General features: G+C 45.5%; 21 protein-coding genes. 7 read left to right on the top strand and 14 right to left on the bottom strand.

The features are described 5' to 3' along the window. Positions 1-149 precede the first annotated feature (149 nt). Entirely contained in the window at positions 150-1,829 is a 1,680-nt protein-coding gene (locus R7E42_RS10190; RefSeq protein ID WP_167415796.1) for a DUF342 domain-containing protein, read from the top strand. Positions 1,830-1,885: 56 nt separating this feature from the next. Here R7E42_RS10190 and catC read toward each other — a convergent pair whose 3' ends face one another. After that, positions 1,886-2,545 (bottom strand): type C chloramphenicol O-acetyltransferase, encoded by a 660-nt coding sequence (gene catC, locus R7E42_RS10185; protein WP_025516497.1) that lies wholly within the window; start codon positions 2,543-2,545, stop codon positions 1,886-1,888. 88 nt (positions 2,546-2,633) lie between these two features. Here catC and R7E42_RS10180 point away from each other — a divergent pair, with 88 nt between their 5' ends. Together R7E42_RS10180 and R7E42_RS10175 are read left to right on the top strand one after the other, a co-directional pair. Beyond that, positions 2,634-3,545, top strand: coding sequence for a LysR family transcriptional regulator (locus R7E42_RS10180; RefSeq protein WP_318072630.1), 912 nt, complete (start codon positions 2,634-2,636; stop codon positions 3,543-3,545). 37 nt (positions 3,546-3,582) lie between these two features. After that, positions 3,583-4,236, top strand: coding sequence for a peptidase E (locus R7E42_RS10175; protein WP_318072629.1), 654 nt, complete (start codon positions 3,583-3,585; stop codon positions 4,234-4,236). 89 nt (positions 4,237-4,325) lie between these two features. On the opposite strand, the gene R7E42_RS10170 is transcribed toward R7E42_RS10175, so the two are convergent. The 3 genes from R7E42_RS10170 to murQ all read right to left on the bottom strand — a co-directional run bounded on the left by R7E42_RS10170 (position 4,326) and on the right by murQ (position 7,915). Next, positions 4,326-5,381 (bottom strand): porin, encoded by a 1,056-nt coding sequence (locus tag R7E42_RS10170; RefSeq protein ID WP_318072628.1) that lies wholly within the window; start codon positions 5,379-5,381, stop codon positions 4,326-4,328. Between the two features lie 148 nt (positions 5,382-5,529). Further along, on the bottom strand, positions 5,530-6,984 hold the full coding sequence (gene murP / locus R7E42_RS10165; protein ID WP_025500819.1) for a PTS N-acetylmuramic acid transporter subunit IIBC: 1,455 nt from the start codon (positions 6,982-6,984) through the stop codon (positions 5,530-5,532). Between the two features lie 28 nt (positions 6,985-7,012). Continuing rightward, a complete protein-coding gene (murQ, locus tag R7E42_RS10160) occupies positions 7,013-7,915 on the bottom strand; it encodes an N-acetylmuramic acid 6-phosphate etherase (RefSeq protein ID WP_262665441.1) in 903 nt (300 codons plus the stop codon). 242 nt (positions 7,916-8,157) lie between these two features. Between murQ and R7E42_RS10155 the strand changes: the two genes are divergently transcribed. Further along, the gene (locus tag R7E42_RS10155) at positions 8,158-9,009 is read left to right on the top strand and encodes an SIS domain-containing protein (RefSeq protein WP_262665443.1); all 852 of its coding nucleotides are present in this window, start codon (positions 8,158-8,160) and stop codon (positions 9,007-9,009) included. 19 nt (positions 9,010-9,028) lie between these two features. Here R7E42_RS10155 and mpaA read toward each other — a convergent pair whose 3' ends face one another. Beyond that, positions 9,029-9,739: a murein tripeptide amidase MpaA gene (gene mpaA, locus R7E42_RS10150; protein WP_033907251.1), complete on the bottom strand. Its 711-nt coding sequence runs from the start codon at positions 9,737-9,739 to the stop codon at positions 9,029-9,031. A gap of 142 nt (positions 9,740-9,881) precedes the next feature. Between mpaA and R7E42_RS10145 the strand changes: the two genes are divergently transcribed. Further along, complete coding sequence (locus tag R7E42_RS10145; protein ID WP_167415798.1) at positions 9,882-11,507, top strand: ABC transporter substrate-binding protein; 1,626 nt, start codon at positions 9,882-9,884, stop codon at positions 11,505-11,507. Between the two features lie 63 nt (positions 11,508-11,570). Here R7E42_RS10145 and R7E42_RS10140 read toward each other — a convergent pair whose 3' ends face one another. Then, positions 11,571-12,155 carry a flavodoxin family protein gene (locus R7E42_RS10140; RefSeq protein ID WP_318072626.1) on the bottom strand — a complete coding sequence of 195 codons (585 nt, stop codon included), beginning with the start codon at positions 12,153-12,155 and terminating at the stop codon, positions 11,571-11,573. 231 nt (positions 12,156-12,386) lie between these two features. Between R7E42_RS10140 and R7E42_RS10135 the strand changes: the two genes are divergently transcribed. Next, the gene (locus R7E42_RS10135; protein ID WP_017821886.1) at positions 12,387-12,725 is read left to right on the top strand and encodes a hypothetical protein; all 339 of its coding nucleotides are present in this window, start codon (positions 12,387-12,389) and stop codon (positions 12,723-12,725) included. Between the two features lie 300 nt (positions 12,726-13,025). Here the strand turns inward: R7E42_RS10135 and R7E42_RS10130 are convergent, their stop codons facing one another. The 7 genes from R7E42_RS10130 to R7E42_RS10100 all read right to left on the bottom strand — a co-directional run bounded on the left by R7E42_RS10130 (position 13,026) and on the right by R7E42_RS10100 (position 23,615). Next, positions 13,026-13,619, bottom strand: coding sequence for a mechanosensitive ion channel family protein (locus R7E42_RS10130; protein WP_170889917.1), 594 nt, complete (start codon positions 13,617-13,619; stop codon positions 13,026-13,028). A 493-nt stretch (positions 13,620-14,112) separates the two neighbouring features. Continuing rightward, entirely contained in the window at positions 14,113-16,227 is a 2,115-nt protein-coding gene (locus R7E42_RS10125) for a type I secretion system permease/ATPase (protein WP_005374556.1), read from the bottom strand. Between the two features lie 15 nt (positions 16,228-16,242). Further along, the gene (locus R7E42_RS10120) at positions 16,243-18,156 is read right to left on the bottom strand and encodes an EAL domain-containing protein (RefSeq protein ID WP_005383568.1); all 1,914 of its coding nucleotides are present in this window, start codon (positions 18,154-18,156) and stop codon (positions 16,243-16,245) included. A gap of 5 nt (positions 18,157-18,161) precedes the next feature. Further along, on the bottom strand, positions 18,162-18,845 hold the full coding sequence (locus R7E42_RS10115) for a transglutaminase-like cysteine peptidase (RefSeq protein ID WP_005374561.1): 684 nt from the start codon (positions 18,843-18,845) through the stop codon (positions 18,162-18,164). Between the two features lie 114 nt (positions 18,846-18,959). After that, positions 18,960-20,351: an HlyD family type I secretion periplasmic adaptor subunit gene (locus R7E42_RS10110; protein ID WP_213866652.1), complete on the bottom strand. Its 1,392-nt coding sequence runs from the start codon at positions 20,349-20,351 to the stop codon at positions 18,960-18,962. 173 nt (positions 20,352-20,524) lie between these two features. Beyond that, complete coding sequence (locus R7E42_RS10105) at positions 20,525-21,748, bottom strand: sigma-54-dependent transcriptional regulator (RefSeq protein ID WP_005383565.1); 1,224 nt, start codon at positions 21,746-21,748, stop codon at positions 20,525-20,527. After that, positions 21,741-23,615, bottom strand: coding sequence for a sensor histidine kinase (locus R7E42_RS10100; RefSeq protein ID WP_017634535.1), 1,875 nt, complete (start codon positions 23,613-23,615; stop codon positions 21,741-21,743). Before R7E42_RS10100 ends, R7E42_RS10105 begins: the two co-directional genes overlap by 8 nt. Positions 23,616-23,730: 115 nt before the next feature. On the opposite strand from R7E42_RS10100, the gene pdxH reads away from it, so the two are divergent. Beyond that, entirely contained in the window at positions 23,731-24,366 is a 636-nt protein-coding gene (gene pdxH / locus R7E42_RS10095; protein WP_005374570.1) for a pyridoxamine 5'-phosphate oxidase, read from the top strand. A 73-nt stretch (positions 24,367-24,439) separates the two neighbouring features. Here pdxH and R7E42_RS10090 read toward each other — a convergent pair whose 3' ends face one another. Beyond that, the gene (locus tag R7E42_RS10090) at positions 24,440-25,159 is read right to left on the bottom strand and encodes a PAS domain-containing protein (protein WP_081008340.1); all 720 of its coding nucleotides are present in this window, start codon (positions 25,157-25,159) and stop codon (positions 24,440-24,442) included. Between the last annotated feature and the right edge of the window lie 775 nt (positions 25,160-25,934).

Here is a 25,934-nt window from a genome sequence, read left to right as displayed (position 1 = left end):
ATCGAAATGCTCTCTTAATATCTGTTTAACCGTTATTGATGGATTACTTTCTTTAGTGACGTGAGCCCTATAATAAGAAATGCGAGGTTTGTTCAGAAAACGGATTTGGGTAGACTGAAAGTGTTGATGGGAAGCAAAGTGGTAAGGGTATGTGGAAGCTGTGTCTTGAGTTATCTGAAGATAAGACCAAGGTGATAGCCCGTCTTCCGGGAGAAGTGGACCTCGGTGGTGAGCTAAATCAAAATGAATTAAACGAGCAGCTCGTCGCAATGAACGCTGAAAAGATGTTTGTTGTTGAGGGGGAAGTCGTGAGATTCATTAACTGCGCCAAAGAACGTAAAGCCGAGGCCTACGAAGGCATCGTCATTGCGGAAAAACGCAACGCGCAAGTTGAGGTTGAATTATCGAATAATGACATGCTCGCCAGTATGAACGTTGTCGGCGCGTACGGAGGCCGAGGTTTACGTGGCCCCGAGATTGTTCAAGCCCTTGCTCAAGCGCGAGTTTCGAAAGGCATCAACAAACTGGCTTTGAAGAAAGTGTTGGTTGTCAGCACTCAGCTCAAACCCGGCGAAACTTTTTCTCAACCTGTAGCGGTTGGTAAGCAACCTATCAAAGGCAAAGACGCTCTTTTTACTCCTCTTGTTAAAGACATCACCAAACGCATCCTCAAACCCAAAGACGGCCAATCTGCTAGCGACAAAATTGATTTACGTAACCTCGGTGAAACTATCGCGGTTGACGTAGGCGATGAGGTGATGCGCCGCACGCCTGCGACCAAAGGTACGCCTGGTTTTACTGTTCAAGGGCGAGTGATTCCTCCACAAGCCGGAAAAGACAGCCCAATGAAGCCAGGCAAGGGCACCGAGATAAGCAAGCAAGACCCAAACCTATTGATTGCATCGGTATCCGGTACGCCTCTGATTAAAGACAAAACCATCGAAGTTGATAACGCACTCTGCCTCAATAGCGTTGGCGTGAATACAGGCCACGTGAAATTCAAAGGGAATGTGATTATCGGTGGCAACATTGAATCTGGCATGATTGTTAAAGCGACGGGTTCTATTACTGTAGGCGGCTTCATTGAATCGGCTGACGTACAAGCGCAAGACGACATCCAAGTTGGTAAAGGGATCATTGGCCACACCGTGAGTGATGGCCAGCCAAAGAGTTGTCACGTCAAAGCCAAAGGTTCGATTCGTGCCAGCTACGCCCAATATTGTGATTTGCAAGCCGGCGAAGATATTGAGTTGGCGGTGCACAGCATGAATAACGATATTGTTTGTGGGCGCAATCTGACGGTGCTAGACGCGAACGGTAGGAACGGCACGCTCAGCGGCGGAGATGCAAAAGTCGGTGGCAAAGTGGTGTGCTTACAATTGGGCGTAGAAGGCGACACCGCCACTAAGGTAGAAGCGTTCGCACGCTATTCTGCATTTAAGGAACGATTAGCAGAGCTTAAAGAACAATACAAACGCGCTCAAGAAGGCACGATGGATGTGATTCGTAAAGAGCTCGAATTTAAGAAACGTCCTAAAGCCGAACGTACCGACGAAGAACAAGCTCAGATTGACGTGATGAAAACACAAAACAACGAGCAGCTTGAAGCGATAAAGCAAAAGCTAGAACAAACGGAACATGACTTTGAAGTCGCGTTAGAAGAAAATATTGTCGAAGCCAAAGAGCGTGTCTTCACTCGCGTGACGGTGCAGTTTGGCGACGAACAAGTAACGACAAAGCGCACTCATGGCGGTTGTTCGTTCCGTTTCAATCAATACGAAATTAAAGTCTCGGCGAACTTGGAAGAAGAGGACGTCGCTGCGGTTTAAGCTTTCTTACTCACTGAGCCCACACGTCGCAACAAGATGTGTGGGCTTTTGTTTATCTACAAATCGACAATGTGCTCTTGATAGTAGTCCGCAAGCGCACCGACTTGGCTGCTACACATTACTTTCATTGCTTGTTTAATGTGTTCTATTGGCCAGTTCCACCATTGGATATTGAGTAGAGTTTCAATCTCTTTATCGCTGAATCGTTGACGTACGACTTGGTTGTTTCCAACCACCACCGAATAAGGTTGCACGTCTTTCGTCACTACGGTGCGTGCTCCGATGACGGCTCCATCGCCGATGTTTACTCCGGGCATGATCATCGCCTCGCTGCCAATCCAAACATCGTTCCCCACCACCGTGTCTCCGGCACGCTCGAAACCGTCTTGCACGCCTTCTCCAAATTCTTCAGGAGAGAAGGGGAAGGTCGAAATCCAGTCAATGCGATGACCTTGGTTTCCTGCCATCATGAAGGTGGCTCCAGAAGCGATGGAACAAAACTTGCCAATGATTAATTTGTCGATGCTATCGGGTTCTCTACTTTGCCATTCTTGAAGTGTGACGGGGTCACCCAACAAGTAGCGTACTGCTTGCTCTTCGAAGCTTTTTTGATGATAGAAGCCCGAGTAATAGCTGTAATCGCCAACGATGATATTGGGATTAGTGATGTGATCTTTAATGACTTGACCTTTTAACCACGTGTCGAAAACACTCATAACTCATCCTTTCAAATTTAGGTTGTATAGAGTTTAGAGGCTTTCTATTATTTCCAATAGTTTGATTTTAGAGATTCAGAATTACTGTATGGAAATAAAATGGCTCAGCTACGTACCACTTTACGTCGCTTTGTGCGAGGAGCGAAGTATTGCTGGCGCAGCAAAGCGACTGAAATGTTCGAATGCGCATGTAAGTCGGCAACTTAAACAGCTTGAAGACATATTGTCGGTGCAGCTTATTCAGCGAACTACGCGCCAGTTTAATTTGACCTACGATGGTTTGCGGTTTTATCAGCAGGTAAAGCAACTGCTCGAAGGCGCTGAGCAGATCAATGAGCAAGTCATTGCAAACGAGATCGTATCGGGAAAATTGAGAATAGCGGCGTCCGCTTCTTTCGGAGCTGCGTTACTCAGCCAAACATTGATCGAGTTTCGATTGCAACATCCACAAGTGAGTGTTGAAGTGATCTTCACAGAGACACCTCTCGACTTGATTGAGGCTGGGTTTGATATCGCATTCTACTTTACCGATACTCCTCCTGAGGGATACGTCGGCCATCAGCTACGCACTTTACACTGTAAACCGATCGCTCATCGCTCGTATTTAGCTGATAAACCAAATGTAAGTACGCCAGAGGATCTTGGTGACTTAGAGCACATCCTTTATAAAAGTCGTGACTTGGTGTTAGACAAGTGGACGTTTACGCATAAGCAAACTCAACAGCAGTGCAGCATTGAGTTAGAAAGTACGCTGAGTTTTAATCTTGTCCAGTCCATGTTGGATGCTACTTTGGCTGGCTGTGGTGTAGCCATGTTAGATGAATTTGCACTGGCTAAACTCGACCCTGCACAAAAAGAAAAACTCGTGAGTTTGCTGCCAGAATGGCAAACGGATGCGATTTTGCCGCTTTATCTGCTTTACCCAAAACGTGAGCACTTACCAAGAAGAACGCGAGCGTTCATTGATCACTTTAGGAACATATATTCTGTCGGCGAATAGCGACAACAAACTTAGCAACAATTGAGGAAGCAAAGGAATGCGAAAACACTGTATTGCGATTGGTGGTGGTGGCTGGATGATGGGAGAGAATCCGAGTCCGCTCGATCAATACATTTTGTCTTTGTCTGGTAAGGAGAATCCAAACATTTGTTTTCTACCTACAGCCACGGGAGATGCCGATGAAGTGATTGAACGTTTTTACGATGCGAAGCTTAGTGAAAACGTGACCCATTTTCCGCTGTTTAAGTTTGAAGCTGGTTGGAAAGAAACGCTATTTGAACAAGACATCATTTACGTCGGTGGCGGTAATACGCGTTCGATGTTGGCCATTTGGCGCGAATGGGGAATCGATAGAATACTCAAACAAGGCATCATCATTTGTGGCATGAGCGCTGGTGCAATTTGTTGGTTTGAGTTTGCGGTGACAGACAGTGATCCCGAAGCATACCAAGTTATGCGTTGTCTTGGATTTATTGACGGTTTGGCTGCGGCACATTTTTCTCATGTAGGTGAGAAGTTCGAGGTTTTCCAAGCCTTTGCTCGTTCTCAACCGAGCATCACTTGTTATGGCATTCACGATTATGCGGCATTGCACTTTGTTGATGGAAAATTGTTAGCTACTGTCACCAGCCTCCCTGATGCAGGCGTGTTGGTTAAAACAGGTAACGAAGAAAACATATTGCGAGGGTGAGCTTCTTCAAATCAGCATTAAAGGCAATAACTACTGACCGGACATAGAAGAAGCTCATGGATTCAGCTAACTTACATTAAGTATCGTGTTTACAGCTCGTAACGCAGACCTAAGTGGTAGTAGCTTTCGTCTGCGTGCGCACCGCCAAACGAGACTTCTTGTCCATTGCTGTAGCCACGCGAGCCGTTACGATCAACGTAGTTTGTGTAGATAGAAGAACGAGGCGTCAGTTTGTATTGCACTTCTAGCGTTGTATCTTTCAGCTCTAGCTCGTCACCCTCACTGTTTTCTAAAGAACGATAACCAGCACGCAGTGCCCATTTGTCATTTACACTGTAAACCGCCGTTAGTTCCATCACTTTGTCGGTACTGGTTTGTGAGTAATGGCCCTCTAGTTCATCTTCCGAGTACAACGCACCCAACATCAAATCACCTAAGTAGTAACGCGTACCTGCGCCCCAGAATGTGTAATCGGTGTCGTTGCTTTCACGTGCATCACCTTTATTCTTCTGCATCGCCACCACTGGTGCCAAGGTGCCCAAATTTCCCATGTCTAGCGTATAACGCAGTGCAGTGTTGTAACCGTAGTCGAGCTCAGAAGTGTTGTTTCCTAAAATGTACGCGACAGAAAAGTCGAAATTACCTAGGTTGTTTTGGTATTGCAGCGTGCCATCTTGACGGAAAACTTGCGTCGCGGTTTTGTCGACTTTATTCGCTTGGCGCGCCATAGAAACATCGGAAGAGGCGAATACATCACCAATGTCGGTAAACATAATCAATCCAGATGCCACGCGACCACCTGTAATGCGACCATAATCTTTCGCATCAATCCCCGCCCATACATAACGCGCGGTCAGAGACGGTTTGTCGTTTACTTGGTTTGCGTATTCAGCTGCACCCACTTGGTATTGCGCTTGGCCGATGATCGACGCGTACTCGTTGATGGTTTGTGAACCGTTTAAACCAATACGACCATCAAACTCGCCATTTGCATCGCCGTGCTCGTCATTTTTACTGGTGACATTGAAACCAAGACGAGAGTAAATATTTAAAACTGACCCATCTTCCGCTTGATACAGCTGCGCTGCCATTGCGTTTGATGCCATCAATGTAGGGAGAAGTAGAGTCAAAATGTGCTTTTTCATGATTAACGACCTTTCATTTCTATTGTTTTAGGTACGACAAAGCCCCTTCCGAGTAACGGAATAAGAAAAATTGTCGTGAAGTAGAGAGAGGGTGCGCCCTTGTTTGCCAAGGGCGCGAGCTAGTCCATTCCTATAGGGGAAGAATGATTTAGCTTAAATCGACGTCTTTGCAGCCAAAGAAGTAAGTCGCGAGGAAGCCGACGATGTAAGAGATAAGCAGGCCAGCAACAAACACCATCATGCCTGGGAAGATGCCATTTTCTGATGTCATGAGAGGAATCGCCACGATACCGGATGGGCCAAACACCGTATTAAGACCAACTGGTAAGCCAAGGTAAGAAACTAAGCCGATAAAGAAGCCGCCCGCAGCGCCACCAATACAAGCGGTAACGAATGGTTTTACGCGTGGTAATGTCACGCCGTAAATCAATGGTTCGCCAATACCTAGAAGACCAGGAATAATAGCGCCTTTAACTTGAGTACGCAGTAGAGCGTCTTTTTTGGCTTTGAAATACAGCGCCATTGACGCGCCAACCTGACCGCCACCAGCCATCGCTAGGATAGGAAACAGCGAGTTAAAGCCCTGTGCTTCCATCAATGCGAAGTACACTGGAACAAAACCCTGGTGGATGCCAAATACCACAGAAATTAAGAACAAACCTGCCAAGATTGCAGCGCCTAATGGGTTATCGTTTAAGTTGAGGAACAACCAAGACATCCCTTTAAACAGCTCGCCGCCGATTGGCATGATGATCAAGAAGGTTACCGCACCCATGATCAACAGAGTGATAACGGACGTTAAGATCATGTCCAGATCATCTGGCATGTATTGACGAACCTTACGCTCGACTTGTGCACCGATGATCGCTGCTAAAAGTACGCCGATAATGTTGCCGCGCGGATCAATCGCAAAGCCGAAAAACTCGTTCATGCCAGAGTAAATGCCGGATGTCGCCTCTGGGTTGTAACCCAGCACAAACAAAGAGGCGAGAATGGCACCATTAACACCAGAGCCGCCAAATGCTTGCTGCGCGTTGTAACCAATCAGAATACTTAGGAAAGCAAACAGACCCTTACCAAAGACTTTCATGTAGGCGATCAAATCCAACATAAACTGGCTTGGTGTCTGGTCGAGAACAAACATCTGTTCCAATAACGTCGCAAAACCTAGCAACAAACCAGCGGCAATAAAGCCTGGGATCAACGGCGTAAAGATGGTGGCAAACTTGCTTAAAAAACGCTGAACCGCACTGGTTTGCTTACTCTTCATCTGTTTTTTCTGCTCGGCTGCGACGGCAGAAAGATCTTGTTGCGGCATATCTGCTTCTTCACTGTCACCAGAGGTTAAGCTGTCGATCAGTTGATTCATCATCTCAGCCGCTTGTTGAGCTTTTCCGGGACCGAGAATGATCTGAAACTGCTCATCGCTTTCCACCACACCCATTACGCCGGGAATTTGCTTGATAACTGACTGATCAGCCAAACCATTGTTGGCGAGCGATAAACGCAAACGCGTCATACAGTTACCACATTTGCTTACGTTGCTGCTGCCACCCACTGCGGACAGCAACTGCGATACTGTGTTTGAAGTTATTTTTGCCATAGGGTCTATCCTTCAGAACTCGGATTATTTAGTTATTATTTAGTGCTGCGCGAATAAAACCGTTGTGCGCGGCGAGGCGTGATTTGGCTTGTTCGGCATCCAAATCGGCCAAAATCATTAAGATGGCAGTTTTGCAGTGGCGATCGCAGGCCTTTAATGCTCGCTCTGCTTCTTCTTTTGATGCGCCAGTTGCTTCTACAACAATGTTGGTTTGGCGTTGGATGAGCTTGGCGTTGGTGGCCTCTACATCCACCATTAAGTTGCCAAATACCTTACCGCTACGAATCATTGCACCTGTCGTGAGCATGTTTAACACCAGTTTTTGTGCGGTGCCGGCTTTCATGCGAGAAGAGCCAGTGACAACCTCTGCGCCAACTATCGGCAGAATCGCGATGTCGGCCGCTTTTGCCATGGCACATTCCGGATTACAGGCGATAGATGCGGTCGTAGATCCGATGGATTTAGCGTAGTCCAAACCACCTAGTACATAAGGTGTACGGCCACTCGCTGCAATGCCTACAACCACGTCATGTTTGGTGAGGTGAAGCGCTTTTAAGTCGTCTTGACCCATTTTCGCGTTGTCTTCTGCGTTTTCTACCGCTTTCAAAATCGCTTGGTGTCCACCAGCAATTAAGCCAATCACCATATCTGGATGCGTGCCGTAGGTAGGAGGACACTCGCTCGCATCAAGAATTCCTAAGCGGCCTGATGTGCCAGCTCCCATGTAAACCAAACGGCCACCATTGGCGAACGCTGCAGTAATTGCATCAACCGTCTTTGCAATTTGTGGTAGCACTGCTTTGACCGCGAGCGCGACTTTTTGATCCTCTTCATTAATGACTTGCAGCATCTCGATGGTCGAAAGCGTATCGATCTCTGCACTGGCTGGATTACGGCTTTCTGTCACCAATCGGCTTAAATCAATTTTCATGTTTTACACTCTTCGTAATGTTCAATCTGAGGGCGATTCTATGGAATAAAATATTCTGTTTTGGTGATAAGAATCACACTTGAGGTTATTCTTTGTGCAGGAGAAATTTGGAATAATGAGAGAAAATATACGTCCATTACATCCGATATAAACTGGCTTGGTTAGAATAATCATGGAGTTAAATCAAACTCCAATTATTTTTGTTTTGGAATAATTTATTTAAATTTTTTGAGGTTTTTGTTGTGTCAGTTATCAATAAGATAGTCGCGAGGCGTACTCAGCTTTCGCAAAGTGGTCGTTTGGTCGGCGATTGGATTGTTGAAAACGCAGAAAAGGCGGCGCTGCTCACTAGCCAAGAACTTGCGGCGCAAGTAAAAGTGAGTCAATCGAGCATTGTGAAATTTACTCAGCGTATCGGCTTTAAAGGTTACAGCGAGTTTAAATTAGCTCTGAATGAAGAGATTGGCCGTAAGCATGCGATGCAGTCGACACCGCTGCACAGTGATATTTTGGCTGACGACCCCATTGCGGTAATTTCACAGAAACTGGTGAAAGCGAAAACCGACGCTATGTTTCAAACTACCAATACGCTGTCTTACGAAGCGTGTCACCAAGCGGTGAAATGGTTGAGTGAAGCGCGTCGAGTGCAAGTGGTCGGGATTGGGGGCTCTGCACTGACCGCGAAGGATTTAAGCTTTAAACTGCTTAAACTTGGTATTACGGCGCTTTCTGAACAAGACAGCCACGTGCAGATTGCTGTTGCCCGCACGCTCTCTCCAGAAGATGTTCAGATCGCAATCTCGTTTTCGGGTGAGCGCAAAGAAATTCTCGTCGCGGCAGAAGCGGCAAAAGAGCAGGGCGCGAAGGTGATTGCGTTATCTGCGCCAGGAAGAAGTCGCTTGCGCGGTACTGCCGATATTACGTTTGATACGATTGCCAATGAAACGGAACATCGCAGCTCATCCATTGCTTCGCGTACCGCGCAAAACGTGATCACCGATTTGCTGTTTATCATCTTGGTTCAGCAAAGAGACGACAGTGCCCGTCAGTTGATCAGCGATATCAGTACCGACATCAAACAGATCCTCACATGATCGCTTGTTTAACAGCGGACTAGAGATCCGGATCGTGCCTCAGCAAAGCAATAAAAGCAGAGAGATGTTTTTCAATGGTGAGATCGGCAGAAATCGCTGGTAACTCCAACGTGATGCAAGGTAAATCACGTTCACTACACCAAGTGCCGAATGAGCCGGGTGTTTCGTAGTCGATATCGTCCACGATTGGCAGTTGGAACTGCTCGCCGAGCCATTTGGCAAGGTCGGAATGTTTGGGATCATCCACAAAAGCAAGCGGTTCATGAAACGACACCACAAACTTTGGCTTGCGCAGTTCAATCAAGTTAATTAATGCGCTAACTTCAGGCTCTAGTTGGTTTTTAGTGCCAGTTTTCACCTGTACGTCTCGAACGGGTGTGTGAGAGCTCCATCGATACACTGTGCCATGCTCAGTCCAATTTTGGGTTGGAAACGCGCGATTGAGATCCACTTGGTTTGCATTTGCGCGTGTGCCTAGTTGGTTGCCGTCAGGATTCATTGACAGAATCACATCATGTCGTAAGTTTTCAGCAGGCAAGCTTCTTAGCGCGCAGGACAAACCTGCAATCGAGGCCGTCTCGTCCCCGTGAGTGCCTGCCAAAATCAAACCTCGCGAAGCACTTTCGACTTGAGCCGGAAAATACAGTAATGGCGCACCAAGCACGGATTGACCGTATGATGTTGGCCGAATTAAAAATGCCGCTCTTTCCGTTCTTGGAATTAGACTCACCGTAATCATCCTGATTGATGAAGTAGTATCAATATCTAAGCTAATTACACCTAGCTAAACTGAACCGTTTAAACTCGTCAACGGTTGAAATGTTAATTGTGGCACTTGCTTCACAAGACGCGTTAGGAGAACGAAAAACGATATGGATTTTAAAAAACATTCAACGGCGTTGCTGATTTCCTCTTTATTCACCCCTTTTCTTGCTACATCAGTTGCTGCGGAGACCTTACCTAAAGGCATTCAACTTGCCGCAGAACAGCATGTAGTACGTGCGAATGACGCAGAGGCGGCGACGCTTGACCCAGCGAAAGCCGAAGGTCTGCCAGAAATGCATGTGATTCGTGACTTATTTGAAGGGCTTGTGATTCAAGATCGTGACGGAAACATTATTCCCGGTGTGGCAGAATCATGGGAAACCAACGACAACCAAACCTTTACTTTTCACTTGCGCAAAGACGCGAAATGGTCGAATGGCGAGCCTGTGACAGCGGATGATTTTGTCTATTCACTGCGCCGAGCGGTAGATCCGAAAACCGCTTCTCCAAATGTTTGGTATCTCAAACTCACCAAGATCAAAAACATCACCGATGTAGCAGAGGGCAAAAAGCCTTTGGACGATCTCGGTATCAAGGCAGTGGATAAATACACCCTACGTTTTGAGTTGGACAGTCAAGTGCCGTACTTTGTTGCTATGACTGGGCACACGTCCATGATGCCAGTGCATCAAGCGACAGTGGAAAACCGCGACAAGCCGTGGAGTGATCCAGACCAATTTGTTAGCAACGGTGCATTCACATTGGATAAGTGGGTCGTGAATGAGCGCATTGAACTGGTTAAGAGTCCAAGTTACTGGGACAGCGCAGATACGCATTTAAACAAAGTGACTTACATTCCGTTTGAAAACCAAAACGCGTCAATCAATCGTTATGCGGCAGGAGAGCTGGATATCACGTCAGATGTGCCGACTCATATGGCGCAGAAGCTTAAACAAGATTACAAGCAGGCTTACACGGTGGTGCCATTACTGTGCACGTATTACTACGCGTTCAATACCACTCGTCCGCCATTTGATGATGCGCGAGTGCGTCAAGCGGTGTCGTACTCCATCATGCGTGATGTGATTACGAATGGTGTCACGCAAGTGGGCAACCTTCCTGCGTACACCTTTGCGCATCAGTACACTGCCGGTTTTGATGCGACGCCCCCTGAGTATAGTAAATGGAGTCAGCAACAACGTGACGAGAAAGCGCGTCAGTTGTTAAAAGAAGCGGGTTACAGCCAAGACAAGCCGCTCGATTTTAAATTGCTGTACAACACCAGTGAGGCAAACAAATCGATCGCGGTTGCGATAGCGTCGATGCTACAAAAAAATCTCGGTGCACACGTGGAGTTAGAAAACCAAGAGTGGAAGTCATACTTAGTGGCGCGTAAACAAGGCAATTTCGATGTGATGCGCGCTTCCTGGTGTGGTGATTACAATGAAGCGTCTACTTTCCTGAGCTTACTTCGCTCAGGTTCTTCGGGTAACTTTGCACGTTACAGCAATGAAGCGTACGACAACGCGATGAACAGTGCATTGGCCGCAACCGATGAGAAAGCGCGCCAAGGTTTCTATGATCAAGCCGAGCAATTGTTGGCGGCGGATATGCCAATCGCACCGATTTACTACTACATGCAAGCGCGTTTGGTTCGTCCTACGGTTGGCGGTTTTGCCAAGAGCAACGTAGAAGGTCGTATCTACTCGAAAGACCTCTACATCAAGAAGTAGCGCTCAAAACAAGCGATAAATATGAAGCCCCGAAGATGTATCTTACGGGGCTTCTTTTTATTGTTAGCGAGTGGAGAGCTTGTTCACGAGCATAGCGACTCGTTTGCCAAGATACTCTGCTGTTGCAACATCAGAAGCATGCAACTGACCATCTTCACCACCTTGTGCAACAATACCACCTTGTACACCATAACGATTCAGTTTTTGCTCCCCAGAATTGCTGATCTTATCCAACCCGACCCACATCATGCCGTGTTGGTTAGCGAGCGTTTGGAGATATTGTAATGTGCAAGATTGGTCGCCATTCATTGCCCCACCACTGGTAAAGCCAGCCGCGATTTTGCTCGCCCATTTTTGGTAATACCAAGATTCACTGCTTGCATCTGCAAATGCTTTAAACTGCGCTGCTACACCGCCCATATACGTCGGTGAGCCAAAGATAATCGCATCACACTCAGCAAGTTCATCCATTAGTTTAGGGTTCACAAAACGTCCCTCAATAATCTCACTGCCTTCAATTCGGTGAGAGAGGATTTCACATTCATCTTGCTGCTTAATGCCTTGTTGTTCAACACCTGCGGCAATCGCGCGAGCAAGCTGACCAGTAACGTCGGTTTTAGAGAAATAAATAATCGCAATTTTGGACACAATGGTTCCTTTTTTCATTGTTGATTTTTAATCGTGCGACTAAGGCTAAAACCTCAAGCTAAGTTGAGGTCAAGAAGAGATTTGAGATAGATAAAGTACGAATTGGTATCTAAAAAGCTTTCTTATAGGGTAAGTCGACGGCATAACTACAGTGAATGCAACGACGATGAATGTCGTGTATAAAAGCGTTAAAGGAAGATCTTAAAGATGTAGAAAACTCTCTTGGAAACAATGATAAAGGTACCGATGCTAGTGATGATTAATAGGCGGAAAAATAGATTAAAATATGTAAACTCAGACCTGATCCAAGGCGGGAAAAGTACATTTCATCGTTTCTTAAGGCGAGGGATTATTATCATTATGGTAGGAGGCCTTTCTACAGCCTCTTCCACGGTATTTGCACACTTTATAGCGGGTGTGTTTGATGTGGATATGAATGTTCATCCAGAGAGCTTAGAAGAAAAAGTGCATGCACTACTTTTTGTTTCGGTCAGTCTTGTTTTTTACCTCTTTTATGCCCTTATCTCGCTAAATATTAGTGGGTGGCTCATAATGAAGCTAAAAATATAAGCTTAACTAAAACCATGTCCTTGTATTTTAAGGAAGATGGAACTAGTGACGATTTTTTCTTTGCTTGCGCCATCTCTATTTTCTGCATGTATTTAAGGTTTGTAAAGAAGACGTTTCCTTTGGTTAAAGTAGCGCTTTTGGTTTCGGCGATGTGTCATGTTTTTATCATGAAAGAATACAGTGATGACCTTCAGTTTATACGTTTTGTCTCTTCACTGTTTTTCGCTATTAACTTTGGGCTATTTGTGACCACCAAGTGATACTAAAAAGCCGGTGTAGATACATCGGCTTTTTAGTGGATTATTTCTTTCTGCGAGTATAAATCCGAGATTTTACTTTACTTGGCTCTGGCTTGTTTTTCGCCAGCTTTAGCACTGCTTTTTGCAAAATCTGGTTGTTTGGGTAAGTGATTAAGTTTCCGTTGTCGTGCTTAATTAACACGTGAAACATACTGATTTCTTGAATCTCACCGCAGATGTCTTCATCTTTATCTACGACTTTAATTCGGTCACCCACTCGGTATGGGAAGACAAAAAAGATCAAAAAGCTGGCAGTGATGTTGCTCAGAATTGACCACTGCGCAATAAACGCCACACCTAATACGGCAAAAATGGACGATAGGAACAAAGACACATCGCCATAGCCAATACCTGTGATAATGGCAAAAATAGAGGCGGTCAAAAATAGCAGCGCGACATTGAAACAGCGCTGAATAAAACTCAAACGAGCCTTTTTTACACCTTTCGTTGTTGCCAAATTTAGGATGGCTCTATTTACAATCCTCTTCAGGATGCGATACGCGATCAGGACAAAAATGCCCATCATTAGTTTGTAACCGAGGGAGCCCGTAGTGAAATACTGGCTCACTTGCTCTAATTGGATCCAATCATTCATTTCTTCATCTCGACGATATCTAGAAAGCGGCTTTTATAGCTGATTTTTTGCTGTAAGTAATCACAATTTTTCTTTACACCATTTGTCTCTGTGTTGAGGTACCACAGAGTACTGTATAAGTTAATCAAAGACTTAGTGAGAATTACGAACTCTTTGGCTTCATTACTTATATTCAATCAAAGCTGACGTGATTTTGAAGAGAGCAATCTTTGAGCTGTATCCCATATCCGACATTCTATGACGCTAGTTCCTTATAAACGAGCTGAATATGACTTTTGTCCTGATAACCTAAGGTGTATTAATTGAAATAGCTTTTAGGGCGTTGAAAAATGGAAGAAGATGAAAAGGCGATTATGATTTTATTCGTGATTGTTGGCCTTGTACTCGTTTGGGTCGCGCTTGAAGAACTTAATTATCTCGGGCTCCCAATAAAATAAGCCCCGTTAAACACAAGTTAAACGGGGCCTTTGTCTTTTATCAATGTGAATTCAGGCTAGCTAACCGCACGCACTTTGCCTTGTTTCAAATCGTTCAGCACTTGCGCTTTAGGGCCATCTGCGATGATGCTGCCTTTCTCCATCACAATTACGCGATCAACGATGTCGAGCATAGACGTTTTGTGCGTAATCAGAATCAGCGTTTCACTAGGTTTCAACTGTGCTAATTGATGTTTAATGTGCATCTCTGAGCGATTATCCATCGCACTGGTTGGTTCATCCATGAGTAGAACAGGAGGACGACCCAAAAATGCACGAGCGATCGTGACTGCTTGACGTTGACCCCCCGAAAGCATTGCACCACCTTCACCAACTTGGCGTTCTAAGCCCGCTGGGTCAGATTGCGTAAACGCAGTAACACCGGCACGATTCGCGGCGTCTAGTACGTCACGGTCATCGGTTAATGGGCGACCTAGCGTAATGTTGTCGCGGATAGAGCCAAAGAACAGATTCGAATCTTGCGGCACACAACCAATATTACGGCGAATGTCGACATGATGCAGCTGTGCGATGTCGGTATCATCAATGCGAACATGACCTTCCGTCGGCTGATACAAGCCCATGATGAGACGTTCTAACGTGGTTTTACCCGAACCGATACGGCCTATGATCGCTACTTTTTCGCCTGGGTTAATGGTCAAGCTCAAATCTCGAATCGACGCCACCGGTGAATCTGGGTAGTGGAAGGTCACGCGTTCAAGTTCAATTTTGCCTTGTACTATCGGACGGTGAATGTAACGTTTACCTTCTTCTTGTTCATCCGGCATTTCCATGACTTGATTGATAATTGTCATAGAAGACTTCGCTTGGTTGTAGCGCGTAGAGAGTAAGGATAACTGAACCAAAGGACCAATCGCGCGGCCGCTAAGCATGGTTGCGGCAATCAAACCACCCATGGTTAAGTCGCCTTCTGCAATTAAGTAAACGCCTAGGATGATCATCCCTACGTTACTACTTTGCTGCACAAAACCTGCTGCGTTTTGAATGCTATCCGTAATTCGGCGGCTTTTTATATTCCAGTTCGCCATGTGTGCAACTGCCTCTTCCCAGCGGTATTGGAATTGGCTTTGCGCACTGAGCATTTTTACGGTTTCTAACCCAGCCAAGCTCTCTATCAAATTGGCATATTTTTGCGATGCTAGGCGTGAACCCTCCTCAATGGATCGGCGCAGCGGCCCTTGTATCAGTAGCGAATGAATAATCAAAATGACCACGCCCACCATTGGAACATACACAAGATCGCCAGCCATTAGCCATATAATCACTAAGAACAGAATGGCAAAAGGCAAATCAATGAGAGCACTGACGGTCGCTGAAGTAAAAAACTCTCGAATAGATTCGAATTCTTGTAAATGGCGAGCGAAGGCACCGACCGAAGGCGGCTTCGATTCCATTCTAATCCCCATCACTTTGCTGAACAGTTTGGATGAAATCAGAATGTCAGACTTCTTGCCCGCCACATCAATGAAGTAATTTCTCAGCGACTTGAGAATGAAGTCGAACAGGAACACGACAAAGATGCCACTTGCTAGTACCCATAGGGTTTCAAACGCAAGATTCGGAACCACTTTGTCGTACACCAAGCGAGTGAATAGCGGAGCGGCAACCGCAAAGAGGTTGATGAGAAGTGATGCGATTAAAACATCACGGTAGATGCGTTTTGACTGCCACAAGGTGGACCAGAACCAGTGGCCTTCGTTGGTTTTGAGCACTTCGGGAGAGCGCTCATCGAAACGGAATTGCTTTTTAACTAAAAAGTACCGACCAGTGTATTGCTCAAGTAGGTCTTCTAATGGAATAGAGATCGGCACCATTCCACTTTCTAGGGTGGTGACTTCGGCCTCGCGTTTCTCCATATTGATGCTGTTGAGAACGCAAGAGTCACCGCCTTTAAGAACTAAGATTGCCGGCAGAATTAGGCTGGAGATGCTCTCCAGCTCTGCGCGGTTTTCCTTGGCAACCAATCCGGCCCTTTCCGCTGCTCTTGGTAGCAAAAATGGGGTCAGTTTACCGTCAGATAGCGGTAGTCCGTTGACTAGCGCTTCTGGCGAGTTAGCTAACCCATAGTAACGGCTAACGTAGATGAGCGAATTCAGTAAAGGGTCTTTCATCGTTGATAAACCTTTTTATTCCTTGTCGACGATGAATCCTTGGAATACCTCAACAAAGTGTTCAGTGAGGAAATCCAACTGGATTTGAGTTTCGATACGCGATGCGATAGTCGTAATACCAAGGTTGTGGGCAGTACGAGAGATCGACGTTAGCGTGAATTTTTGTTTTTCGTCGTGCAAGTTGTGTGTGAATAGGTAATCGAGCTTCACATAGTTCGGGCGGAACTCTTGGATGTATTCCAAAGATTGGAAGTTACGTCCGTAGTTATCTACGCCGAACTCAGCACCTGATTGGCGAATGGCATTACATAACAGTGCTGTGTGGTGAGGCTGATCGATAAAGCATTCCTCTGGAATTTCAAAGTGTAGCTTAGAGGCCACTTTGGCGTGTTTTTCCAGCATGCTAGTTGTCCAGCGAATAAACGATGGTTGAGACAAGCTGCTTTGCGCGATGTTAATCGCGACTGGGTCATTAAGTTCACCACTTTCTAGCATCTTAATCATTGATTCAATGACATACTGGTCAAAGATGTTGGTGGCGTCTAACTGTTCTAGTGCGAATAGGTATTGATTCGCACGATACGTTTCACCATCTTTTTCGATGCTTGAAAATACTTCGTTGTGGAATACTTTACCCCATGTGTTTTTCGCAGCTTGGAAACGGAATTTAACCCAATCACTATGAATGGCTTCTTCAACCAACGCTTTCCATTGCTGTTTACCCATCAAACTAGAAGGTGTATCACTGCCAATGAAGCCGTATGGCTTGTCTGGTTGCGCTTTGGCTTTCGATAGTGCGTTGTCCACCATCGAGAGGATTTCAGAGCGCGTTTTCTGATCTTTGCTGTGTGCAACCCCTAGTGACGCTTTAGGTTTTGCTAAGCCTGTTGGGTCAGTATTTAGGCCGTTCACACAATTGACGATGCTGTCCGATAAAATGCGTAACTCGCTCTCATCCATATGAGGGAAAAGCAAGCCGAACTCATCACTAGACAAGCGAGCAATAGTGGCACCCGGTACATCAATGGTGTTTTTCAAACGTTGAGACAGTTCTTTAACGTGGGCATCTGCGCGTTGGTAATCTTTGGTCTCGTAAATGTCCCCAATGTATTCAGCATGGAGTAGCGCGATACCCCCTTGCGTTTGCTCTGCAAGCCATTGGTCGATTTGGTTGATGTAGAATGAGCGGTTACCCAATTTAGATATAGGATCGAGGTAAGCCTGAGCACGCAGACGTTGCGCCTCTTTGGCTTGCTCTTTGAATGATAGCTCGATTTGAGCAGACATCATGTTAATGCCATCTACCACCGCGATAAGATCTTTGGTTCTTGGACGAGCAAGCGGTTCACCAAATTGGTTATTCGCGATTTCATGCATTTTATTTACGATGGCCGTTAATGGTTTTAGCGAGCGACGTAGGATGTATGAAATTGCCACTAAACCAGCTAGAAAAATAACACTGAATACAGACAGCAAGCCAATAAAACCTTGCCAGAGCTGCTCGTAAGCTGCGCCTGGGTGGCTAATGATTTCTACTTCGGCGAGCTGCATCCAACCACTGGTCACAACACGCTTATCGTGAATCGCTTTAAATAGATTCATGTCGATAAACCATTGTGGCACCGTACTTGGTTTAACTGGGTAAGTACGCACGATCTGGTAGTCAGAATCTAATGCTGTAAGACGAACAACTGAGTAGGTGCTGCCGTCAAATAGAGCATTAATCACGGACTCAACCGCGACTTTATCTTTGTCCTTTAGGTAAGGAGCCAATGCCAAACCTACGGTGTTAATAGTGTTGTTGACCTCTGAACGTTGCTGTTGCTCCAAGCTGTCTCGAGTCGTGTTGAATTGGATTACGAATACTGATGCCAACAAGAGTATAAAGACCGTAACCATCCCCACCACAAGCTTCTTATATAGGGTCATGTTTCTCACTCGTCATAGTTAATTTTAGGTTTATTTAACTGCAACTTACGTTCGCGCGAGCGTAAGTCATTCCAAAGGCTCAACCGTGATGCTTTCCCTGCCAGCTCTCCAGTGCTAGCAGATGACTTCATCAACCACAGGTTTGTACCATTAAAACTGTATATCGGTAGCAAGTCGCTACGCTTAGAGGCTCGGACAATGTCAGGATTGATATTATCGAGAATGAGCGGCTCAGAACTTGGGGTAGGGTAGTAAGCTAATACCATGTGAAACTGATTCAGTTCGATGGCTTTTACGTATATTAACCGCATCTTTGAATCTGGTATTCCTAGCTCGAGTAAAGAGAAGTACTTAGCAATAGTGAAATCTTCACAGTCTCCTGCGTTACTCCCTAAAAATTCGAGTGGCGTAGCCCAATAATCTGTCTTTCCCCACAGTTTTATGTCGTCAACGAAATACAGCTGATTAAAAAAGTCGTTAACGCCAGCGAGCTGTTCATGAGTCTCTAATTGTTTAAATAAGTCGAGGTTCTTTCGCCATGTATTTACGCGCAATCCCGCACGTTCGCCGTACACCGCTGTGACCGTATTGACCCATCGTTGTTCTTTACTGTTCAGCGCACCAAGTTGGAACGACAAACAACTTAAGCTGATTAATAATGTAACTTTACGCTGCAAATTGGATCGCATATTCGACTCGTATCACAAGTATACTCTTCTAGAGAGTTCGTCAGTGAGAAATAAGTGCTTTTTATTTAATCACTTATCGCTCAATACTCCCTATCGCGAGTATCTTAATGTGGTTTACTCCTTCAAGGCGTTCGTTTTGGCACTTAAAATCGGTTTAAGTAGATATTCCAAAACGGTTCGCTTCCCTGTGATGATATCGACCGATGCTGTCATTCCTGGAATGATTGGTAAATCTGCATCTTGACCAAAGTTTGTTTTTTCGGTGCGTACACGAACAATGTAGAAGCTGTTGCCTTCTTCATCTTGAGTGGTATCCGCGCTGATATGTTCCAACTCTCCCTCTAAACCGCCGTACTTTGTGAAGTCGTAAGCTGTAAATTTCACGATAGCATGAAGATCTGGGCGTAAAAATGCGATGTCTTTTGGCGCAATTTTCGCCTCTACCAATAGTGTGTCTTCTGTTGGTACGATCTCGACGATATCCATACCAGGTTGGATAACACCACCGACAGTATTGATGTTCAGTGTTTTGATTTTGCCTGTTACTGGCGAATTCACAACCGTTCGGTTTACTCTATCTTCCAAGCCCACCGCTGATTCAACCAAAGCAGATAACTGGTCTTGGGCGCTGTTGAGTTTCTCTTGCTGTTCAGAGCGGAATTTGAGTGCAACATCAATACGGTTGAGCATGGATTCTCGAATCGCTGATTGCAATACGGGAATCTTGAGCTCACTGGACGTCATTTCACGACGGGTATCGTTGACTTGGCGCTGTAATTTGAGCAGTTCAATACGAGGAACAACGCCCTCGTCTGCCAAAGGTTTGGTGATATCGAGTTCTTTTTTCGCGTATTGGTAGCTTTGACGCAAGTTCCTTACTCGCGCTTGGATCTCTACCAAGTCCTGCTGCTTTTGCTGCACTTGTTGGTCAATAACAGAAAGTTGGTTGCGCAAATTATCTAGATCTTCGCGATATTCTGCTTTTTGACGCTGTGTGAGTTGAGGTCGAGTCTCTTCCAAGGTTGGTGGGAAGGTCAGTTTACCGTAATCAAGTAGTACACTTTGACGCCAGTTTTCCGTTTCAAAATCACGATTAACGGCAACACTGTTAATAGAAGCGGATAGTTGCAGCACAGATGCGGTAAGGTTGGCAACTTGTTGCTCACGTTCACGAAAATCTGAGCGAAAGCGGGTGTCGTCGATAAGCAGTAACTGTTGGCCTTTTTCAACCAACTGACCTTCTTTGACCAAGATTTCTTTGACTAAGCCACCTTCTAAGTTTTGGACTACTTGTACCTGTGAGGAGGGAATCACTTTGCCTTGACCAACCGTGACTTTGTCGATTTCAGCCCAAGATGCCCAACCTATTGCTGCAATGAAAAATAGCACCATAACCCAGAGCATAAAACGCGCGCTGTTGGGGGTATTGAGGAGCAATGCTGCAGTTTTGTCATCAACAAAATCCAACTCTTCATCGTTGAGTTTGTTGTAGTTATCTCGGCTCATCACAGTCCCTGCTTATATAATTACGGATTATCTTTTTGATCTTATTATTATTAACCGATCATGTCAGCATGCTCGGCTAACAAAATATGAGAAGAGGGTTATTCTCTCTTCAAATGAGCTTTCTTACACTTTCTAAATCAAACAAAAGCATAATTAGCGCCGGAGTATAGCTATTACGCCTTGAACTTGGCTTTATCCAACTGATGTTTTTTTAGTTTGTCGTACAAGGTTTTGCGTGATACCTGTAATTCTAGTTGAACCTCTTTGAGTCTGCCGCGATGTCTTTGCAATGCATCGAATAACAAGCAATATTCAAAGTATTCTGTGCGCTGAGTCATACTCTGAATTTCAAGACTTTTCTCACTGTTCCAATCTTCCATTCTAAAAGTATCTGGCTTGAGGGCACGAAGTTCAGCAAATTGGCGTAGCTGCTTAACGTTTTCTGGCCATTCGAGACTGGTGAGGTGTTTGACCTCTTCTAGGCTGATATGTGGCGGCTGTAACTGATATCGGCTCGCGGTGTGGCGCACAAAGTGCTTGTATAAAGGCCCTATATCTTCCTTTCTCTCATCGAGCGTCGGTAAGTGAATTAGAGTCGCCAGGGATTTTAGAGGCGGCTCGGCTTGGGTGGTCGCGCCAAAAACACGTTCAAGTTTTGGGTGCTTGAATAAGTATTCCCATTGCTCAAATGATACATGCTCTGCGCTATGTAAGTACAAACTGCAGTGGCGTTTTCCTTCACTTAAGCGGTGTATGGCTTTGTCGAGCGCTTCTAATGAAAGCTCATAGAGGTCTTCACCAGAAGCGGCGATTAGCTCACTATCCGGTGTTGCATGTATGTCGTGGGCAAATTGTGCAGCGAGTCGCCGACCCGTACCATCTTGACCTACAAAAATGAGCGGCTGGCTTGTGGGCGCACTGATCAAGGCGCGACGAATACTAACCATGGCCTTACTGTGACCAATCATTTTCGGACCAACATGAGTTTGCATGTCGAGCTCTTTCTTAAGCCAGATGTTTTCTTGCAACAAGTTCAGTTTATCGCTGGCATTGTTGAGCGATTTCATGAGCTGTTCCGTTGAAAACGGTTTTTCTAGAAAGTCGTACGCGCCGCTTTTCATCGCATCTACCGCGGTTTTCACATCTCCATGTCCAGTAAGTACGATGAATTGAAAGTGATCGTTTTTGCTTCGCAAAGTTCGCATAAACTCCAAGCCATCCATCACGGGCATATGGATATCGGTAATGATAATCGCAGGCGTATTTGAGTCGATTACGCGTAAGGCTTCTACTGCGTTTGGTAAGCAGGTGACGTCTATCCCTTCAATCAGCAGGGCTTGAGACACGGCATCACGAATGTGTGGTTCGTCATCAACAAAGAAAACTGGGTTATTCATGGTCGTTTTCCACTTCTGGGGTACGTTTATTCTGATTGACTATTGGTAGCGTCACGATAAAGGTCATCCCTCCTGCTTGTTGTTCTGTGTTCTGATGTTTATAGGCACAGAGGGAGCCGTGATAGCTCTCTATAATCCGCTTGGAGATTGTTAAACCTAATCCAAGACCCTCCGGCTTAGTCGTAAAAAATGGGTCGAACACTTTTGCTAGGGCTTCGTCTGACATCCCTGGTCCGTTATCGGAAACAAGAATGTCGCAACTGTCATCATGACACTGAACAGCAATGGATATTTGCGGATCGATACAGTGGTTTTCCATCGCTTGTGCGGCGTTGTGGAAGAGGTTTATCAGCACTTGTTCTAATTCAACGCTGTGAATGGCCAGCTTCACATCATAGTCGATGGCCGGAACTTTTAGTGTTACTCCTTGCTTAATAAGCTTGTTGCTCAAAATGCTGGTGGCAGTATGTACCGCGTCGTGCAGTACTGAGATTTCATTGTGTGAATCGTGTGTGGCTTTCCGAGTAAAGACTTTTAAGCGGGCAATGACTTCCGAAATGGTGTCATTAAGTGTCAGCATTTTGCCCAAATTGTCGGCGACCATTGGGTATTTTTCCATTGCCAACAAACGCTGCGAGTTTTCGGTATAGGTTCTTAGTGCGGAAAGTGGCTGATTTATCTCATGATTAATACTGGCTGATAGCTCGCCCAACAGTGCCAATTTCGCGGCTTGCGTCAGTTCTTGTTGTGTTTGTTTAAGCTCTTGTTGGCTTTGCTCATATTGACGGATGGTCTGTTGTAGTTTTTGGTTGGCTTCACTCAGAACTAGTGTCCGTTGCACTACTTTTTCTTCTAGGCTCACATTGAGATGGGCAAGGCGTGCTTTGTTAACTAGGGTTTGGAACCACGCTAACGCAATTAGAGCAATGAGCGCATATAAGATCAGGAAGACGATATCGGCCTGTAAAACGGCGGCAAGAACGCTGTTGTGGTTAATTAAGGCAACGACGCGAAACCCTTTATCCAATAAGTGTGTTGCGTATGCGAGGTAATTCGGTGATAGAAGCAATTGATTGTCATCAAACTCCGTGACACCACTGTGTGCCGTTAACTCACCAAAATATTCGGGTAAGGTATCGCCATATTGACGCGTTTCGGTAAGTTCATTTATTGCACTCGATGACAGTGGGAAAAGTGCACGATAGCGCCAGTCTGGTAAATTGCTCATAAACACGACATTGTGTTTATCTGTAATGAGTACGTCAGTCGTGGTTTGCGAAAGGCGCTGTTCTAATTGCTCCAAGTTCACTTTTACTGTGATCACGCCAACGACTTCCTCATTTACCCACAGCGGAGATGAGAAGAAGTACCCACGTTTATTCGAGCGCACGCCTAATCCAACATATTGAGCGGGCTCACCGCGTCGCGCATTTTTAAAATAGGGGCGATAGCTAAAGCTAGAGCCAACAAACGTATCTTCTTGCTGAAAGTTACTTGAGGCTATGACTAACCCGGTGCGGTCATGAACGTAAATCGTATCGGCCAAACTTTGCTTCAACCAATCTGATAACAGTAGGTTGAGCTCTTGAGAGGGCGTTCCGCGCTCTACTGCTTTGAGTAGTCTTGGGTCGTGACTTAATAGGTTTGGTATCTGTTCAAACTTTGCCAGTTCGTAGTCCACTTCTTGTGACACTTGCGCGGCTTGTCTCTCTAGCTTTTGTTGCCATTGATCATGTTGGTATTGAGTTGCGTAATGATGAGTAAGCGCAAGCCCTGAAATGCCGACGGCACACAGTAGCAGTAAAAAATGACGTAGGGCTTTGGGGTTGAGTAAGTTCACGATCGGCTCACTGGTTTTTTGTGTCATGGTATCAAATGACGCACTGTGATGCTGTGAGCGGCAACGATAACAAGCACAATGATGTCCTTGTATTTCCTCAGTATCGGGAGCACAATCGACAAAAACGAGTGAAGGAGTAAAGATGGAACTTGCTGATATTCGTCGTGAGTACACCAAAGGTGGGCTGCGTCGTAAAGATTTGAAAGCTGATCCTATTGATCAATTTAATCTGTGGCTAGAGCAAGCAGTTGAAGCGGGTTTAACGGACCCGACTGCGATGACAGTTGCAACGGTTGATGAAAATGGCATGCCGTTTCAACGCATTGTTCTATTGAAAAACGTCGACAAAGATGGTTTTGTGTTTTACACCAACCTAGGCAGTCGCAAGGCCCAGCAGCTAGAGCATAACAGCAATATTAGTTTGCACTTCCCTTGGCACCCGTTAGAGCGCCAAGTTCATATTACTGGTGTGGCTGAAAAGCTTACCGCCGTAGAGAATATGAAATACTTTACTTCTCGTCCTAAAGAGAGCCAGTTGGCCGCAATCGCGAGCAAACAAAGTAGCCGTATCTCTGCCAGAGGTGTGTTGGAAGGTAAGTTTTTAGAGCTAAAACAGAAGTTTGCTAAGGGTGAAATACCAGTACCAACCTTTTGGGGTGGCTTTCGCGTAAAACCAAAGAGCATCGAATTTTGGCAAGGTGGCGAACATCGCCTTCACGATCGTTTTCTTTTCTCCCAGCATGATGGAAGTTGGGACATTGATCGTTTAGCGCCATAGGCTTATGGTCCCTCATGAATAAACAAACACCGCCGAATTGGGGCGGTGTTTTTGTAGGTGGAAGCGATGCGAATTATCGCTCTCCATTCAACACAACCGATAATTGATGCTTAAGCAGCGTTTTGGGTACAACAGAGCCGTAGCCTGCTTCCATTGCTTTATCTATTAGTTCGTTCTTGCTGTTCGCTGCAAACTTATTACGTAAGCGTGCGACGTGACCTTCAACGGTTTTTGTTGATATGTCCATGACCTGAGAGATGAATTGTGGCTTCTTGCCGTAGAGCAGGAGGAAAAGCGTTTCTTGCTCGCGACATGTGAGCTTCTCTGGTTTTGGTTGTAAGTCAGAGAAACGAAAGATGGATTGTTGATTTGGGTTGGTACTGATAGCACGACAAACCCAATACCCGACTTCAATCACGGCAGTGTCGGTGAGTTCTCTTCCGTAGAAAATGGTGCCTACAATGTCGCCATTGTCATCTCGCCACGGTGTTTTAGTAAATATATGTGCTCGCCAGCGGCCATCTGGATAAGGGTGGATATCCAGAATTTTTAGTGACTCGCCAGTTTCGAGAACGTGTTTATCTTGGCGTTGAAATTCTTGCGCGCATTCAGTGGTTGGGCTGGCCATATCAAAATCAGTTTTACCCAAGCACTCCTCGGGCGATGTGTGCCCTAACAGTTCTGCGTATTCCTGGTTTACGTATAGGAATACCGAATCTTTATCTTTGCATCCCCAACAACCTGGTAGCTGTTTAAGGAGGGATTGTTCTATGGTATCGACTGAAATATTCACAAAAGGACTCACTACATACTGCTTATACCAATACAGAGACGTCCGTGTTATATGGCTCGTATTGATGTTGCCAAGTAGGCAGTTACGTTGCTAGAACACGTTCGTTGATTGGCGCTCAATCCAATTAAATTCATGGTGTTCGATGTTTTCGTCAGGTAGTCATAGACAACGACGAAATGGAACGAAGAGTTTAATTGGGAAAATGGTCTGTTTCATTACAGATATGTGCGCTCACGGATGTCCGCCTAATGTTCGGCTTACAACTCGTATCGTCCTTGATCATGCTTCCTACAACTCAGTTGTAGTGTGGTTGACGTTCATATCACTTGTGAGTGAAAGAGCAGCACCTAAGCATATGAGAGGGACAGTGAGACAAAAGCTATGATATCAGCTTATGCCATTGTTTTCATTGTTGAGAAGCGAAAAAAAAGCCAGCCTGAAGACGGGCTGGCAACACAAGATATAATCTTGTCGACGTGTAGAAGAGGTTCTAAATTACCTAGCGAGGGTCTGCTAAGTAAGTTAGAGGTATCAATGAGATACCGAGAGCTTTAGATCGTATGCATCTTAAAGCTCGATAACTAATGTATTGAATCAGAAGCATATTAGTAAGGGGGGAAATCCCTCTATGTTGAGTTTAAGCGTGGGTTTCGATCCGTTTCAGGGACGACCTATCTAATATGGAGCACGATGTTTTACAAAATAACGGATTGTTCGGTAATAAGGATCTTTACATTGATTGATTATGTATACGTAAGGTGTTGCCTATCTATCC

The sequence above is a fragment of the Vibrio sp. Vb1337 genome, assembly GCF_033338715.1.
Lineage (GTDB): Bacteria > Pseudomonadota > Gammaproteobacteria > Enterobacterales > Vibrionaceae > Vibrio > Vibrio alginolyticus.
Note: the sequence above shows the minus strand (reverse complement) of the source record. Positions and strands in the feature narration are given on the sequence as shown.

Bases quoted from the DNA above. Each gene is read 5' to 3' on its own strand.
- R7E42_RS10190 (WP_167415796.1), top strand. From the start codon at position 150: ATGTGGAAGCTGTGTCTTGAGTTATCTGAAGATAAGACCAAGGTGATA.
- catC (WP_025516497.1), bottom strand. From the start codon at position 2,545: ATGAGTGTTTTCGACACGTGGTTAAAAGGTCAAGTCATTAAAGATCAC.
- R7E42_RS10180 (WP_318072630.1), top strand. From the start codon at position 2,634: ATGGAAATAAAATGGCTCAGCTACGTACCACTTTACGTCGCTTTGTGC.
- R7E42_RS10175 (WP_318072629.1), top strand. From the start codon at position 3,583: ATGCGAAAACACTGTATTGCGATTGGTGGTGGTGGCTGGATGATGGGA.
- R7E42_RS10170 (WP_318072628.1), bottom strand. From the start codon at position 5,381: ATGAAAAAGCACATTTTGACTCTACTTCTCCCTACATTGATGGCATCA.
- murP (WP_025500819.1), bottom strand. From the start codon at position 6,984: ATGGCAAAAATAACTTCAAACACAGTATCGCAGTTGCTGTCCGCAGTG.
- murQ (WP_262665441.1), bottom strand. From the start codon at position 7,915: ATGAAAATTGATTTAAGCCGATTGGTGACAGAAAGCCGTAATCCAGCC.
- R7E42_RS10145 (WP_167415798.1), top strand. From the start codon at position 9,882: ATGGATTTTAAAAAACATTCAACGGCGTTGCTGATTTCCTCTTTATTC.
- R7E42_RS10135 (WP_017821886.1), top strand. From the start codon at position 12,387: ATGATAAAGGTACCGATGCTAGTGATGATTAATAGGCGGAAAAATAGA.
- R7E42_RS10130 (WP_170889917.1), bottom strand. From the start codon at position 13,619: ATGAATGATTGGATCCAATTAGAGCAAGTGAGCCAGTATTTCACTACG.
- R7E42_RS10125 (WP_005374556.1), bottom strand. From the start codon at position 16,227: ATGAAAGACCCTTTACTGAATTCGCTCATCTACGTTAGCCGTTACTAT.
- R7E42_RS10120 (WP_005383568.1), bottom strand. From the start codon at position 18,156: ATGACCCTATATAAGAAGCTTGTGGTGGGGATGGTTACGGTCTTTATA.
- R7E42_RS10115 (WP_005374561.1), bottom strand. From the start codon at position 18,845: ATGCGATCCAATTTGCAGCGTAAAGTTACATTATTAATCAGCTTAAGT.
- R7E42_RS10110 (WP_213866652.1), bottom strand. From the start codon at position 20,351: ATGAGCCGAGATAACTACAACAAACTCAACGATGAAGAGTTGGATTTT.
- R7E42_RS10105 (WP_005383565.1), bottom strand. From the start codon at position 21,748: ATGAATAACCCAGTTTTCTTTGTTGATGACGAACCACACATTCGTGAT.
- R7E42_RS10100 (WP_017634535.1), bottom strand. From the start codon at position 23,615: ATGACACAAAAAACCAGTGAGCCGATCGTGAACTTACTCAACCCCAAA.
- pdxH (WP_005374570.1), top strand. From the start codon at position 23,731: ATGGAACTTGCTGATATTCGTCGTGAGTACACCAAAGGTGGGCTGCGT.